The organism is Candidatus Enterococcus murrayae, from assembly GCF_017315985.1.
GTDB classification, from domain to species: Bacteria; Bacillota; Bacilli; order Lactobacillales; family Enterococcaceae; genus Enterococcus_A; species Enterococcus_A murrayae.
In genome coordinates, this window is sequence record NZ_JAFLVR010000051.1 from 1 (window position 1) to 14378 (window position 14378).

Sequence of the window (14378 nt, forward strand, 5' to 3'; positions counted from 1 at the left end):
TTATGCTTTTTTTTTGCTGTAAAAATTATTTTTGTTATATATAAATTATTTATTTTTTTAGATTAGAATAATTGTAAAAAGTCTGTTATTTAAGTTCGGTTTTTTTATTAGGACAGTCATTACTTTTTTTGAGTTTATTTGTAATGTAACATGCATTATTTTTTAAATAAAAGTTAGCGATGTGTCCCTTTGGTTTTTACCTTAATGTGTTAATTGCAGGTTCATTATAAGTTAATTATCAATTTTTTTAAAAATAATTATAAAAAATGGGTTTTCGTTGTGTTAGGCTTTTTGATGTGAAGGAGGTGAGAAAAATGAAACGACGCAGAATAACTTTTTTCTTATTAATAATCATTTTGCTTCCCAATGTGAATGTTTTTGCGATGGAAGATAAGGAGACGAGCAGTTCTTCCAGCATTGGATCTGAGGAAACTACTCAAAGCAGTGAGAACGACTTACCTTCAAGCAACTCAGCTAGCACGACGGAGGACAGTGAACTCTCTGAAACACAAGAAACGACAGAGACTTCGGAACCTTCAAAGGTAGCGGATGAAGAGAAGGAAGATTCGGAGTCGGATAGTGAAGAGATCAAAAGGGCGGATAGCCGATTATTGGCCGCTAATGAAATAGAAGTGAGTGCATGGTCTGAGTTTGTCAGTGCCATTCGAAATGAAGATATTACAAAGATCATTCTTACAGCAAGCTTTGAAAATCCTAGTTCATCGGATTCAAGTCTTTCTACGTATGTTAGAAAGAATGATTTAGAGATCGATGGACAGAATTATCGGGTAAATTTTAAGAATTCCTCCATCTATTTAGGGTCGCCCCAAAATGCTACGGGATCATTCCATATGCATGACATTGTTTTAAATCAAAATTATGGAGGCGCCTACTCGGAAGATATCGTGGGCACGCGATTGAACTATACTTACGGAGCGAAATGGAAGTACCGATTCGGGAATATCACGACAGAACCCGGTGTGCAGCGGTTGGCTAGAGCGTCTCATTCAGAGGTAACGGTTTACGGCAAGATGGATATTGATACGCGAGCGGAAAATTTTATCTGGGAAGTCTCATTATGGAGGACGGAACGCAGTATAAAGGGAACGTAAACTATTACGATTTTTCGGTATTCTGGTTTAACGTGGCAGCCAGCGCGGGTTCAACTGGCGCTTCCCGAGAATTTACGATTGGGAAAAATTGTCGGGTCGATGCTGGTCAAACGCAAACTGTTGGCCGAACGTTTCCAGCGGTGTATCATCATTATCTTTCATTAAATGTTGGTGAAAACAGTGTCTTCAACGTAGATATGCCGGGAAATGCGGTGCGATTTGACGATGCGGGCGCTGGGATGACGATCAAAAAGGGTGCTGTCGTGAACTTGACGAGTAAACAAACATCCGGATCGGTCGTGGCATTTAGTAATAATAATACCTATTTAAATGCAGAGCCCGGCAGTTATTTTTATGTCATCGGAACGAGTAATCAGCCCTTGATCAACTTAGCAGCAAACGGTCTAGGGACAGCCAGTGTAAGCAGAAATGGGAATTCCATGACGTTAAATAGTCCAGCCCAATACGATTTGCGAAACTTAAATGATAGTCGAACAGCTGTAAATATTGCGTATGGGAACGAAGCGAATAACAGCTTCTCCATTCTCGATTCGGATATTGATTTATGGAAGGTTGGAGTACCGGTTTTGGGTCCTTCTAACGAAACCTATGCAAAAGTTCCGAGTTTGCAGGTAACTGGAAGCGGAACAAGAGAAACGGTGACGACGTCAGTAGCTGGCTTGGATCAGTTCAAACAAGCCAATTATCGGCGAATCTCAGGAATGAACCAGGACCCGAGGATTGAGTGGGTACCAGTCACGGATGCGGATAAGACGATCAAAGGGCGTGTAGTCATTGGAGAAGTTCCAGATAATAATGGGCTTGTCAGCGGCGAGATCAAATATATTCCCGTCTATGCCTCAGAAAATCAAGCAAAAATAACCCTGACGGATACACATGGAAATGTCCGACCGGATCTATCAACAGATGCGAATGGGTATGTCTCTTATACAGATACCAATGACCCAATCCAGTTTCAAAAAGCCAGAGAAAAAATTTCAGGTATTGCTGAACGGGGCCCTTGGATCAGTCCTGAGCCAATCGAAGCAACTGTTATTGATGCTACACCGCCAGAACCCGCTAAAGTAGATAATTCGGACGCCATCCAAAGTACTACTAAAAGATTAACGGGAACTGGGGAGCCTAACAGCATTATAACATTAACCGTCAATGATCAGCCATCGGGAATCCCGGGTCAGCTGGTTGGCGCGGATGGAAAATGGGCGATCGATATCTCCAGCTTGAGTCTTGTAAAAGACGATGTGCTTCAATTCTTTTTACAGGATCAAAGCGGACAGATCACTGAGCTAAGTGAAGCCGATCGACCAAGTACGAACAATGCCATTGGAAATATTAATCCCAAAGCAGATACGGTTTATCGAGACGCGACCTTCAAAGCAGCAACAAAAGCTACAGTGGTGGGCTATTTATCCTTAGCTTCGGTTCCTGATGGTCTTGAGTTTGGCGACAATCAGGTATCAAATAAGACCGAAAACTATCGTCCAACGATTAGTGGTGATTTAGTCGTTTCAGATACCCGAGGCGGGGCAAGAAAACCATGGCGATTGACCTTGAACCAATCAGAAGAACTAAAAAACGGTACGATTTCACTGGAAGATGCGCTTTATTACACTTCTCAATTAGGTGAAAAGCAAATTACCACGGCGACACAAATCGTCGAGTCGGGCGAATTTACCTCTGATGGGTCAAAAAATATATCCGCTGATTGGCTAGACAACAACGGATTTAAGTTGACAGTCCCTGTCGAAAAGCAGCGTGTAGGCGACTATACAGGAAAATTGTCATGGAAACTAGAAGATGTCCCAGGAAATTAGGTGAGTAGATGAGACGATTAGTGATAAATAGTTTGTTGATTCTGTTGACGCTCTTTACTGCTGTGCCTGTCTTTGCGACAGAAGCGAACTATGATAGTAACGGGGTAACAGCGTTTTACGGAAAATATGACTATCCAAAAGAAGAACAAAAAAAGGAACAGCCGGAAAAAAACGATGAAGGCGACAAGGACGCTGTAAATGAAGAGACACAAGGAGCAGTATCTGGAACAACAGCGAATCTGGCAAGTGCATTGCCTTCTTATAAGGGAGAAGGAGCCATTCTTCCCGTGACCGGAGATACCTCCAATGTGTGGACTACATTGATTGGGCTTGCCTTGTTGGCACTTATTCTTTTTAAGCTGAGGGAGGTGGAGAACACTGAAGAAAATAACGCAATTTAGTTTTCTCCTTCTGCTCCTTTCGATTTTTATCGGAGGAACAGTGGCGCGGGCCGATGATACGGATACTCACATGAAGTATCAAAGCGGAGGCGGCACATCAATTAAGCCGCTTGATCCCATGCTGCCAGATCCGGCCAAGCCGGTAATTCCAGTCGATCCTACCAATCCAACTGGGCCGCCGGCTGGTACTGGTGGAAGCCTTTCCATCGATTTTGCCTCTGGCTTTCAATTTGGAAATCAAGCAATTTCTACGAAAAATCAAACCTACTATGCTATTCCTCAAGAATATACCGACTTTGACGGAGTAAAGAAAAAAGGCCCTAATTATGTTCAAGTCACTGATATTCGAGGAACAGGCTCAGGGTGGCAAGTGAGCGTGAAGCAAAATGGGCAGTTTCAAACGGCCGAAGCACAAACGCTTGAAGGGGCCGAATTGCAATTCAAAAATGGCGAGATGATCTCAAACCTTTCAACTACCTTTGCGCCGAATGCCAGTGGAACGGTTCAAATGCCGTTGGATACGGAGATCGATGTCGTCACTGCCAACAGCGAGCGTGGAATTGGCACATGGCTGTATCGATTCGGCTCCGATGAGTCTAGCGGCGGGCGTTCAGTCCAATTAACGGTTCCCGGCAGCTCAGTAAAATATGCAAAAAAATACCAAACCTCCCTGACATGGAGTTTAAAAAACGTACCTTAAAGAAAAAGCGATATTGCGAGGAGAAAAAATTATGAAAAAAGTGAAACTTATGACCGTAGCAACCTTGACAGCACTCTCTCTATCTACAGTTGGAGCACTGACTTCACAGGCGGCTTCTGTCGATTACGATTCAAACGGCGTCGTCGAATTTATTCCGAATACGGATCCGACAAAACCAGTCGATCCAACCGATCCAGATCCAACGAATCCCGTTGATCCCGTCGATCCGACTGATCCAGATGGTCCAAACCCAGGAACAGACGGCCCACTATCGATCGACTATGCCTCATCTTTAGACTTTGGGGTAAATAAAATCACCAATAAAGATGAAGTGTACTATGCAAGAGCGCAACAATACAAAGATGGACGCGCCGCTACACCAAACTATGTTCAAATCTCTGACAACCGCGGAAATAACGCCGGCTGGACATTAAAGGTGAAGCAAAATGGTCAATTTAAAGCGACAGGTACTTTGAACGATACATTGACTGGTTCAGCAGTGAAGCTGGTCAGCCCAACAGTCAACAGCAATTCTACCGCTGTTTTTCCAACAGCAACGGCAACGATTGAGCTAGATCCGGCTGGTACAGAAAGCTTGGTTATGTCTGCGAAGGTAAATCAAGGGGCAGGAACGTATACCAATCGTTGGGGAACAGTAGAAACAGTCAAAGAAACCGATAAAGATGGAAACGAAGTCGATGCAGATGTGACGAAGGCAGTTACATTGGCAGTACCCGGCAGTACACCAAAGGATGCGGTGAAGTACAGCACTTCACTAACCTGGAGCTTGTCAGACGTACCAGGTAACTAATAGTAAAAGAATGATCGAAACATGGGTTGAAAGCAAAAGCACAAAGGATTTTGCTAAATCAAAACTGAGCGATTTTGTTGGAGCGTATCTGACAGGAGAAATGAATCGGTTTATATAAAAAAGGAGAGTAATACAATGAAAAAATTTGGTTCTTTATTTTTAGCAACAGCTATTTTAGCAGGACTTACGGCAGCACCTGCAGTATCACTGGCAGCAGACGGAGGAAATTATGACTCAAATGGTGTGATCACCTTTACACCAAATACAGATCCAACAAATCCAGTCGATCCAGTCGACCCGACAGATCCGATCGATCCAATTGATCCAACCGATCCGACCGGTCCAAAGCCAGGAACATCGGGTCCATTATCGATCGATTATGCGTCAAGCTTAGATTTTGGTACACAAAAGATCACTTCTAAAGATGAAGTTTACAAAGCGAAGGCCCAAAAATACCTCGACAAAGACAGCAATGAAAAGACAGGACCTAACTTTGTCCAAGTAACCGATAACCGCGGAACAGAAGCTGGCTGGACATTGCAGATGAAGCAAAATAGTCAGTTTGCTACAACAGATGCGGATGAACTAACAGGGGCTGAAATCACCTTCAAAAATGGGAATGTCGTGACTGCCTCTGATTCAGTAAAACCAACAGGCCAAGCGACGATCGTAGCCGACCCATCAGGAGACTTAAAGGATGTTATGTCAGCAAAAGCAGGTCAAGGAGCAGGAACTTACTTGCTTGATTGGGGTACGGATGCGGCTACTGCGGCTGAAAGTATCGAGTTAAGCGTCCCTGGTTCAACTACGAAATATGCGAAAAAATACTCGACGACATTTACTTGGGTTCTTAGCGACGTTCCAGGAAACTAATCAATTAGAAGGATGAAGAAGGGATGTTTTCAGCATCCCTTTCTTTCACTGAGAGGATAAAGAGACGATGAAATTTAGAAAATTCACGATACTGGCAATCACTGTTTTAAGTAGTTTGATGATGGCAACACCAAGCTTTGCTTCGGAGTTCAATTTTGCGGTTACCCCAAAGCCCTCAGAAAACCAACTCGATAAGCAAAAGACGTATTTTGATTTGTTGCTGGCACCGAATCAGGAAGATACATTGACTGTTGATTTGCGAAATGATACGGACAAAGAAGTCGTGGTAGAAGCTCAGATTCACAGTGCAACCACCAATGGCAACGGCGTCATTGAGTATAGCAAAAATGAGATCAAAGCGGATAAAACGTTGAAATACGATATAAAAAATTATGTAGAAGCACCAGAGGAAATCATCTTAAAGCCGCAATCGGCAGCTGAATACAAAGTAAAAATACATATGCCAAACGAAAAATTTGCCGGTATCATTGCTGGCGGAATCACATTTAAAGAAAAAAAGGCCGATCAAACAAGCGAGTCGTCGGATAAAAGCGGCAAGGGATTGGCGATCAAAAACGAATATTCTTATGTTGTGGCACTGCTGATGAGACAAACGACAGAAAACGGCGATCCAGACCTGAAGCTACTAAGCGCAAGCCCAGATCAACGCAACGCCCGCAATGTTATTCAAGGCAATCTGCAAAATCCTAACGCGACCTACTTAAATCAGTTAGCCACCAAAACGACGATTACAAAAAAAGGCAGCTCGGAAGCACTTTATACAGATGAGCAGTCTGAAATGCAAATGGCACCGAATTCCAACTTCAATTTATCAGTTCCATTAAAAGGGGATCGGCTAAAAGCCGGAAAATACACGATGAAAATCGACGCTTATGGGCAAAAAGACCAAAAAGGCAGCTATCCCTTCCAGGCAAAAGGCAGTCAAAAAGAAGAAAATTACCGTTACCATTGGAGCTTGGAAAAGGACTTTGAAATCAAAGCCGATGTCGCTAAGAAATTGAATGATTCAGATGTTACGATCAAAAAGGATTACACTTGGATCTATATCTTGATCGGTGTTCTTTTATTATTAGTGATCATTCTATTCTTAATCTGGCGCAAGAAAAAAAATGACCAAAAAGCTTCGGTTTAGCCTTATTCTGATTTATTGTTTAGCGATTTCCTGTCTATTCGTGCCTTTTATAAAACAAGTGCTGATTATTTATCGGACGCAAAATGTTTCGATTCAAACGAGCGAAACGATCAGGGCAGCGAAGGATGTTCCGCTGGAAGCAGTGCAGCCGCCTGATTTATCCGATGTTCTAGAGTTTAAACAAAGACAATCCTTCGATTCAACCGGCCAGATTGTTATTCCGGGGATCGAAATCAGCCTGCCGCTTTTTTCAGGTGTAGTCAATGATCAGCTTTTGGTTGGTGCAGGGACTCTTTTTCCCGAAAGGAACCCAGAAAAACAAAACATGGTCGTGATCGGTCATCATCTAGGTCAAAATAATCTGTTGTTTGGCAAGCTGCTGGATGTCGCTGTTGGCGATGCCATCTATCTGGAATACCAGAATCAGTTTTATCAATACAGGGTCAACCAAACTCAGACGATTCAGCAAACCGAGCTGCACGTTTTAGAGAATAGAAGCAAAGCCGAGATCACACTGATCACCTGTGATAAGCCGACCCATACAGAGCAAAGATTTGTCGTCAAAGGCCGCTTAGTTACACCAGTGAAAGGGATCAAGCACAAAGCAATGCAGCAGAGGCGCTTGATCGAAACAAAAAATCAACAAAGAAATCTGACCTACTGTATCGTTGTAATGCTTCTCTTTCTAGTCAGTTTGGTGATTGGAATACGAATCATTACTAAGATCAGTAAGTAACAAAAAAGGAGTGATGGGATGAAGAGAATGTGGACACGTTCATTAGTGGTAGCTATCGGGGCTTCGATCTTTCTATACTCAGAGCATGTCTTTGCCACTACTGCCATTTATGACCCGCTAGATCCGCAAAACACAATTACTCCAGTACCCAATGAGGATCATGAGATGAGTGATTATTTGCTGGATGATTCTGCAGCGGTAGAATCTTCTGAAATTAATGCATCAAAAGACCAAAAAGCCGAAGTGATCTTGGAAAAACCAGAAACGGATGAGAGCAGCAATGATACGGCTCAAGCTGAGGACCAATTGGAAGGTCTGCTGCCTGATAGTAAATTGAGACAAAAGGAGGCGGGGGATCGTTTTTTAACGCCCTCTCCTTATCTGCCTAAGCTGGACGGCCATCCAAAGAATCAAGTCCTGATGCTGGACGATGACTTTTTCTTTTCAATGAATACCGTAGTAGTTCCGCCGGATAGTGGCGGAGGTTCTGCTGGTGCCCCCAATGATTTTTCGGATCTTGCTCAAAGCGCGTATCTGTTGTCAGGTGTTGTCTTATATGGTGAGGCCAGTGGGAAATTGACACCAAGGGTGAGTGATCACTTTGCTTGATAATTTATTAGCAAAAGAAGAATGGCGGAAGTACCAGCTTTTAAAGCTGTTGGAGCGGAGCTCTTATTTTGCGTTATCCAAAAAAGAAATCATGGATCACTTAGAAATTTCCAATTATGTTCTTAAAAGCACCATTGAGCAGCTGATCCAGGATCTTGAAAAATATGGATTGACTCAAGAAATTCACGTTTATTTGGAGGAGCCCTTTGTTCAACTGGAGATTACCGGGACCGCCAGCTCAGAGACGCTTTTAGAAAAATATGTCGAAGAATCCATCGGCTTCAACATTTTGTCAGGGGCCGTTTTAGGCAAGTATAAATCATTGAATGAGCTTTCTGAAAAGGCCGTGATCAGTTATCCGATCGCCTACAATAATTATAAGCTGCTGAATAAGTATCTCACCGGATATGGACTTAAGATCGATAAAAAATTTCGACTTGTCGGTGACAGCGAAAAAAATGTTCGTCTGTTTTTGACGGAGCTGTTTGTCCGCATTTATAAATGCAATTACGCTATTTTTGGGCAAACAAAAGGAAGTCTTGTTCAGGCCAAGCAAGCGGCACTGGAAAAGACAAAAATGACTGTCCATCAAAAAACCGCGCTAGAGCATTATTTATACGTGACTGATTTAAGAATTCGTCAGAAAAAGTATGTCGAAAAGGATATCAAAAATGTTTTAACAAAGGAGGATGTCAAACAAGCAATGAACGATCGCTTCTTTGAACGGGTTCCGGTTGAAGCGCGGGAGGCAGAGGCCAGAGCTTTCTTGAATTATTACTACTCTTGCTCAGAGGAGTTAGGGAAAAAACTGACATTGCAGGAAAACAAGCAGATAGTGAACTGGAGCCAAAATTTACTGTCGAGCTTGATCGAAGGCTTTCCTAAACTGACGGGGATTCCCGAGAAGTATGAACGCTTTTTAGAGCAAAGTCATTTTCTACATTTTCAATTATTGGAAACTAGTCAAGCCAGTGAAACCATTCAGCCTGAAATCAATATCGCATATTTTCAGCAGAATTATCCAGCGGTTTTAGATTTTTGCCGAATCTATATCGCACGTCTGCAGCAGAATGAGCCAGAATTATTTAATAAGAAGAAGCAGCTTCTCTTTCAATACTTATTTCTGATCCTAGAGACCTTTTCAAAAGATGCCCTTGTAGAGACGATCAACGTTTATGTCGATTTTTCTTTAGGCAGCTTGTACAACCAATTTATTACGGATAATCTGAATTTTTTCCATTTAGTTGGGACGAGAATTGTTACAGATATTGAATCAGCCGATATTTTATTGACCGATTCTAGAGAGATGGGAAGAGCGTATAATCTTGACTGCGTCGTATGGCTGTCCCCGCCGCGCCCGCTAGACTGGGCCAATCTCGGGCAAAAGATCATACAGAAAAGAAACGAAAAAACAAAAGAAGCATAGGAAAACTGACCCGTTTTTCTATGCTTCTTCTGCGTTTTTCAATAAATGGCCTTGTTTTTTTGTTGCATTTGCAACAAAAATAAATTATGATAGGCGTGTCTTAGATAGGAGGGATGAGATGACCGATGTTCTTAGAGATATTGGAAAGATAGCCCGAGCCTTAGATTCTATCGCCAATATTGAATTTAAAGATTACCAGCTTTCGAAGGGGCAGTATTTATATTTGAGCCGAATTTATGAAAATCCTGGCATCATTCCTGACAAATTAGCTGAGATGATCAAGGTCGACCGAACAACGGCCGCCCGAGCCATCAAAAAGCTGGAGGAAAAAGGCCTTATCGAGAAGAAGGCTGATTTGGAAAACAAAAAAATCCGCCGCCTATTCGTTACCTCTGAAGGTGCCGAGCTTGCGCCCATTATTCAGCTGGAAAACGAGTATTCCAACCAAATGGCGTTGTATGAGCTCTCGCCGCAGGAAATCGCCGCTTTTTCCCAAGCCTTGAAAACGGTCGTGGCGAATATTGATAAAGAATGGCTATCCGTTAAAAAGGGAAATAAAAGATCGTATTTAGAACAAATAAAGGAGTAAATCACATGACAAAATTTATTGCAGATCCATCATTTTGGGAAGTTTTCCCCGAGGCGCAAATCAATGTGCTGATCGTAAAAGGAGTTGCAGACAATCAGGCAAAGACCGATGATTCCTACTTGCTTGAGTTATTAGCGAAAGGAAAGGAAGCAGCGAAGGGCTATCTTCAAGAAGAAACCTTTAGCCAAAATCCGGTTATTGCCCAGTGGCGCGGGGCCTTTAGCCAGTTTAAAACAAAAAAGGGTGCCCGTTCTTCTATTGAAGCACTATTAAAAAGAGTCAGTCAGGATCGGGCGTTTTCTCCAATCAACCCATTAGTAGACATCTATAACAGTATTTCGCTGGAATTTGCAGTGCCATGCGGTGGAGAGGACCTACAAAAAATTGCCGGAGAGATTCACTTAGGTCAAGCAGCTGGCGGCGAGGCCTTTTTACCTTTGGGGGCGGAAGCAGATGCACCGGCTTTACCTGGTGAGATGATTTATTATGATGACGAAGGAGCAATATGCCGCTGCTTGAATTGGCGGGAGGCGCAACGAACGATGCTGACGGAAACGACCAAAGACGTCATCTTCTTTATGGAATCGGTCAACGCTGAGCAGGCTCAGCGCGCCGATCAAGCGATGCTGGAATTAAAGAAACGGATCGCGGATTATTTCGAGGTGGAAGGAACCGATTTTTTTGTGAATGCTGAAAATTCACAAGTGACTATTGAAGGCTGAAAGCAGGGCTCTTTTTAGAGTCTTGCTTTTTTTAAGGTTCTGGTCTGATGGGCGAGGCGATCCAGAATGGCAAAGCTCTTTTCGCGATTCAAGCGATGTATCTATATGTGCCGATGATTTTGATTATTTGTTCGATCATCACGATGCTGTTTTACAATTTGGATAAAATCTATCCGCAACTAAAAGCTGAGTTGGAGGAACGCAAAGATTTCGAAAACGAAGCAGATACCCTTTAGAAATTAAAACGAGTTGGATCTTTTGATCAGCTCGTTTTTTTGTTTAAAAACTGATTGACTTTATATAGATAAGTGTCTATATTGTAGATAGATAAACATCTATGTAAAGGGGTGAAACATTTGGATTATGAAGGATTATCTATAATTCTGAAGGCTTTGGGAGATCCGAAGCGTTTGAAAATCATTGATTTGTTATCAGAGGGAGAATTGTGCGCCTGTGATATCTTGGCTCATTTTGATTTTACACAGCCGACACTTTCGCATCATATGAAGCTATTGGAGAACGCTGGGTTGGTGACGGTTACTAAGCAGGGCCAGTGGCATCACTATTTTTTAAACCGAGAAGTTGTTGATCCGTTTTTGAAGGATCTGGAAAGAATGACAAAGAAGACAGCAGTTCAGAAAAATTGAGGAGATCATCATGAGTAAAATCTATTTTTTATGTACGGGAAACTCTTGCAGAAGTCAAATGGCAGAAGGCTTCGCGAAGAAATACTTTCCTCCAAACTGGGAAATTCGAAGTGCCGGGGTAGAGACTCATGGATTGAATCCCCGCGCTGTTCAGGTGATGAGGGAGCTGAACATTGATATTTCAGCCAATACCTCTGACCTGATCGATTCCGATTATTTTGATCATTCAGATATCATCATTACTTTGTGCGGCGATGCTAAGGACAAATGTCCTATACCGCCAAGTCAAGTCCGCTCTCTGCATTGGGACCTGACGGATCCGGCTAAGGCAACAGGAACAGAGGAAGAGATGCTGGCTGAATTCAGGAAAACAAGAGATACCATCGAAGAAAAGATGAAAAAGCTGGTTGCTGATTTTATAGAATAAAAGGAGAACATTATGTGGAACTGGGTGAGTGATCAGGTATTCAAAATGTTATGGCTCAACGAATTAGCGGGTAAATTGGTTGAGCTTGTCGGCTTGTCACTAAAAAGCAGGCTGGGAAGCAGTTTGCAGTTTTTTATTTTTGATACGATCAAGATTTTTATCCTTCTGTCAGTTTTGATCTTTACGATGGGCGTGATCCAATCCTTTTTTCCACCTGAAAAGACAAAGGTGCTTTTAGGGGGATTAAAAGGCTGGAAGGGAAATATTTTAGGCGCACTTTTAGGAACGATAACTCCGTTTTGCAGCTGTTCTAGTATTCCGATTTTTATTGGCTTTACGACGGCGGGACTGCCTTTGGGTGTGACCTTTTCCTTTTTGATTTCTTCGCCAATGGTTGATATTGCATCGATTATTTTGTTAATGTCGTTTTTCGGTGTGAAGGTGGCCTTGCTATATGTTGCCGTTGGGCTGGTTTTAGCAGTAGTTGGCGGAACGATCATTGACAAGTTGGGGATGGAGGATGAGATTCAAGATTACATCAAAAAAATGGAAGCGTCTGCAGCTTTTGTCGAGGAGCTGGCATGGAAGGATCGGGTTCGTTTTGGCCTTGATCAAGTAAAAGAAGTTGCTGGGAAAGTATGGCCCTATGTAATTATCGGGGTAGGAATCGGGGCGGCCATCCATAACTGGATTCCTCAAAGCTTTATTCAAAATGTCTTAGGAGAAGGGAATCCGTTTGCTGTTGTTTTGGCTACACTCATTGGTGCGCCAATCTATGCGGACATTTTCGGTGTTTTGCCGATCGCTGAAGCACTTTTTAGCAAAGGTGTTCCTATTGGTACATTGATGGCCTTTATGATGTCTGTCACCACACTTTCACTGCCTTCAATGATCATGCTGAGCAAGGTGGTAAAGCCTAAACTATTAGGAGTGTTCATTGGAATTTGTCTGGTGGGCATTCTAATGATTGGTTTTGCTTTTAATGTTTTACCAATATAAAAACGAGAGGATGAAGAAAATGATTATCAAGGTTTTAGGTCCAGGGTGTAAAAATTGTCAAAATCTAGAGAAGAATGTGAAGGAAGCGTTGACTTCTGCCAACACAGAGGCGGAAGTGGTCAAGGTCACCGATATGGTAGAGATACAAAAATATGGCATTATGAGGACGCCCGGCTTAGTCATTGATGAAAAGGTCGTAGTCTCTGGCCGTGTCCCTAAAGCAAAAGAAATTCAGAAGCTGCTTTCATAATGATACAAAAAACAAGCTGAGTCTCATGACTCAGCTTGTTTTATAGCTTAAAGATATTTTTCTAGCCCCACTGCGATCCCATCCTCATCACAAGTAAGCGTGACATCGTCTGCGACAGCCTTCAACTCTTCAACAGCGTTGCCCATCGCAATTCCGATCCCAGCATATTCAATGATCGAGCGATCGTTATGCCCATCACCGAATGCGATCATATTATAAGAATGAATGCCCAGATCAGGAAAGACAGTGTTCAAGGCTTTGGCTTTATCGATTCCTTTGTCTGTAAGCTCAAAATAAAAAGGAGCAGAAAAAGCGGCAGTAACCGTCTCGACAAAAGGCGCGTGGATTGCCTCAGCATATTCCTGCAAATAATCAGGTTGCCCTGCTATCAAGATTTTATTGATGGGAAATGTGGCGAAGGCTGCCAAATCATCGATCTCGCAAAGCTTAAAATTGCCGCCGCGAGCTTCATATTCAATAATATTGAAGTCGCCATCAGGCAAATGCAGCGTATTGTTGTAAACGTCATTTACATAAAGATAATCTTCCCTGTCAATCATCGGAGTAACATCAAATTTTTTCAGATGATTTAAGATTGCCTGTCCCGTTTCAACACTCATCGCTTGATTGAAAACAACCCCCTTCGTTAAACAATCCGTTACGCGTGAACCATTATATGAAACGAGATACCCTTCATATTTTGTCATTTCCAGCTCTTCTGCAAGCTCAAACATCCCTGTTGTAGGCCGACCAGATGCTAAGATTACCTTGATGCCTTTTTCTTGTGCTGCGATCAAGGCTTGTTTGGTCTTTTCAGAGATGATTTTTTCAGAGGTTAGTAACGTACCATCGATATCTAGTACGATTGCTTTGATATCCATTTCATCACATCCTATCTTGTATTACTTCAAGTCTACTATCGGCCGAAGATGATGTAAATGGTTTCATTTGTAAACGGCGTTGGAATTTGCTTCTGTCAGAAACAAGGCTGAAAAGAGAACTCGGACTTTGCTGGAGTTGTGAAGAATAACTAATGATTAATATAGAGAACAAATAATCGAAAAGTATTTGCTGCTGCATTCATTGCA

General features: G+C 42.4%; 18 protein-coding genes. 17 read left to right on the forward strand and 1 reads right to left on the reverse strand.

The annotated features are described in order from the left end of the window. The first annotated feature begins 314 nt into the window (after window positions 1–314). The 17 genes from JZO85_RS23180 to JZO85_RS18220 all read left to right on the forward strand — a co-directional run bounded on the left by JZO85_RS23180 (window position 315) and on the right by JZO85_RS18220 (window position 13290). Complete coding sequence (locus JZO85_RS23180; RefSeq protein WP_242550426.1) at window positions 315–1112, forward strand: pectate lyase-like adhesive domain-containing protein; 798 nt, start codon at window positions 315–317, stop codon at window positions 1110–1112. After that, window positions 1079–2947, forward strand: a complete 1869-nt coding sequence (locus JZO85_RS18145) for a WxL domain-containing protein (RefSeq protein ID WP_242550427.1) — start codon at window positions 1079–1081, stop codon at window positions 2945–2947. The genes JZO85_RS23180 and JZO85_RS18145 overlap by 34 nt, the downstream gene beginning before the upstream one ends. An 8-nt stretch (window positions 2948–2955) precedes the next feature. After that, window positions 2956–3348 carry an EF2685/EF0750 family sortase-dependent surface protein gene (locus JZO85_RS18150; protein WP_207109923.1) on the forward strand — a complete coding sequence of 131 codons (393 nt, stop codon included), beginning with the start codon at window positions 2956–2958 and terminating at the stop codon, window positions 3346–3348. 40 nt (window positions 3349–3388) lie between these two features. Continuing rightward, window positions 3389–4048, forward strand: coding sequence for a WxL domain-containing protein (locus JZO85_RS18155; RefSeq protein ID WP_347401807.1), 660 nt, complete (start codon window positions 3389–3391; stop codon window positions 4046–4048). Between the two features lie 31 nt (window positions 4049–4079). Then, window positions 4080–4859 carry a WxL domain-containing protein gene (locus JZO85_RS18160; RefSeq protein WP_207109924.1) on the forward strand — a complete coding sequence of 260 codons (780 nt, stop codon included), beginning with the start codon at window positions 4080–4082 and terminating at the stop codon, window positions 4857–4859. A 135-nt stretch (window positions 4860–4994) separates the two neighbouring features. Beyond that, a complete protein-coding gene (locus JZO85_RS18165) occupies window positions 4995–5732 on the forward strand; it encodes a WxL domain-containing protein (RefSeq protein WP_207109925.1) in 738 nt (245 codons plus the stop codon). Window positions 5733–5799: 67 nt separating this feature from the next. Then, window positions 5800–6885, forward strand: a complete 1086-nt coding sequence (locus JZO85_RS18170; RefSeq protein WP_207109926.1) for a WxLIP family cell surface protein — start codon at window positions 5800–5802, stop codon at window positions 6883–6885. Beyond that, window positions 6863–7621, forward strand: coding sequence for a class A sortase (locus JZO85_RS18175; protein ID WP_207109927.1), 759 nt, complete (start codon window positions 6863–6865; stop codon window positions 7619–7621). Before JZO85_RS18170 ends, JZO85_RS18175 begins: the two co-directional genes overlap by 23 nt. 18 nt (window positions 7622–7639) lie before the next feature. After that, window positions 7640–8230 carry a hypothetical protein gene (locus JZO85_RS18180; protein ID WP_207109928.1) on the forward strand — a complete coding sequence of 197 codons (591 nt, stop codon included), beginning with the start codon at window positions 7640–7642 and terminating at the stop codon, window positions 8228–8230. Further along, window positions 8214–9656 (forward strand): helix-turn-helix domain-containing protein, encoded by a 1443-nt coding sequence (locus JZO85_RS18185; RefSeq protein ID WP_347401808.1) that lies wholly within the window; start codon window positions 8214–8216, stop codon window positions 9654–9656. Before JZO85_RS18180 ends, JZO85_RS18185 begins: the two co-directional genes overlap by 17 nt. Before the next feature lie 118 nt (window positions 9657–9774). Then, window positions 9775–10245, forward strand: coding sequence for a MarR family winged helix-turn-helix transcriptional regulator (locus JZO85_RS18190; protein ID WP_207109930.1), 471 nt, complete (start codon window positions 9775–9777; stop codon window positions 10243–10245). Between the two features lie 5 nt (window positions 10246–10250). Further along, a complete protein-coding gene (locus tag JZO85_RS18195) occupies window positions 10251–10967 on the forward strand; it encodes a B3/B4 domain-containing protein (protein WP_207109931.1) in 717 nt (238 codons plus the stop codon). 47 nt (window positions 10968–11014) lie between these two features. Then, window positions 11015–11203: a hypothetical protein gene (locus JZO85_RS18200; protein ID WP_347401809.1), complete on the forward strand. Its 189-nt coding sequence runs from the start codon at window positions 11015–11017 to the stop codon at window positions 11201–11203. Window positions 11204–11323: 120 nt separating this feature from the next. Next, complete coding sequence (locus JZO85_RS18205; protein ID WP_207109932.1) at window positions 11324–11614, forward strand: ArsR/SmtB family transcription factor; 291 nt, start codon at window positions 11324–11326, stop codon at window positions 11612–11614. Window positions 11615–11624: 10 nt separating this feature from the next. Beyond that, complete coding sequence (gene arsC / locus JZO85_RS18210) at window positions 11625–12041, forward strand: arsenate reductase (thioredoxin) (RefSeq protein WP_207109933.1); 417 nt, start codon at window positions 11625–11627, stop codon at window positions 12039–12041. 12 nt (window positions 12042–12053) lie between these two features. After that, the gene (locus tag JZO85_RS18215) at window positions 12054–13040 is read left to right on the forward strand and encodes a permease (RefSeq protein ID WP_207109934.1); all 987 of its coding nucleotides are present in this window, start codon (window positions 12054–12056) and stop codon (window positions 13038–13040) included. Window positions 13041–13059: 19 nt separating this feature from the next. Next, window positions 13060–13290: a thioredoxin family protein gene (locus tag JZO85_RS18220; protein WP_207109935.1), complete on the forward strand. Its 231-nt coding sequence runs from the start codon at window positions 13060–13062 to the stop codon at window positions 13288–13290. 47 nt (window positions 13291–13337) lie between these two features. On the opposite strand, the gene JZO85_RS18225 is transcribed toward JZO85_RS18220, so the two are convergent. After that, window positions 13338–14171, reverse strand: a complete 834-nt coding sequence (locus JZO85_RS18225; protein WP_207109936.1) for a Cof-type HAD-IIB family hydrolase — start codon at window positions 14169–14171, stop codon at window positions 13338–13340. Between the last annotated feature and the right edge of the window lie 207 nt (window positions 14172–14378).

Bases quoted from the DNA above. Each gene is read 5' to 3' on its own strand.
- JZO85_RS23180 (WP_242550426.1), top strand. From the start codon at position 315: ATGAAACGACGCAGAATAACTTTTTTCTTATTAATAATCATTTTGCTT.
- JZO85_RS18145 (WP_242550427.1), top strand. From the start codon at position 1,079: ATGGAGGACGGAACGCAGTATAAAGGGAACGTAAACTATTACGATTTT.
- JZO85_RS18150 (WP_207109923.1), top strand. From the start codon at position 2,956: ATGAGACGATTAGTGATAAATAGTTTGTTGATTCTGTTGACGCTCTTT.
- JZO85_RS18160 (WP_207109924.1), top strand. From the start codon at position 4,080: ATGAAAAAAGTGAAACTTATGACCGTAGCAACCTTGACAGCACTCTCT.
- JZO85_RS18165 (WP_207109925.1), top strand. From the start codon at position 4,995: ATGAAAAAATTTGGTTCTTTATTTTTAGCAACAGCTATTTTAGCAGGA.
- JZO85_RS18170 (WP_207109926.1), top strand. From the start codon at position 5,800: ATGAAATTTAGAAAATTCACGATACTGGCAATCACTGTTTTAAGTAGT.
- JZO85_RS18175 (WP_207109927.1), top strand. From the start codon at position 6,863: ATGACCAAAAAGCTTCGGTTTAGCCTTATTCTGATTTATTGTTTAGCG.
- JZO85_RS18180 (WP_207109928.1), top strand. From the start codon at position 7,640: ATGAAGAGAATGTGGACACGTTCATTAGTGGTAGCTATCGGGGCTTCG.
- JZO85_RS18190 (WP_207109930.1), top strand. From the start codon at position 9,775: ATGACCGATGTTCTTAGAGATATTGGAAAGATAGCCCGAGCCTTAGAT.
- JZO85_RS18195 (WP_207109931.1), top strand. From the start codon at position 10,251: ATGACAAAATTTATTGCAGATCCATCATTTTGGGAAGTTTTCCCCGAG.
- JZO85_RS18200 (WP_347401809.1), top strand. From the start codon at position 11,015: ATGGGCGAGGCGATCCAGAATGGCAAAGCTCTTTTCGCGATTCAAGCG.
- arsC (WP_207109933.1), top strand. From the start codon at position 11,625: ATGAGTAAAATCTATTTTTTATGTACGGGAAACTCTTGCAGAAGTCAA.
- JZO85_RS18215 (WP_207109934.1), top strand. From the start codon at position 12,054: ATGTGGAACTGGGTGAGTGATCAGGTATTCAAAATGTTATGGCTCAAC.
- JZO85_RS18220 (WP_207109935.1), top strand. From the start codon at position 13,060: ATGATTATCAAGGTTTTAGGTCCAGGGTGTAAAAATTGTCAAAATCTA.
- JZO85_RS18225 (WP_207109936.1), bottom strand. From the start codon at position 14,171: ATGGATATCAAAGCAATCGTACTAGATATCGATGGTACGTTACTAACC.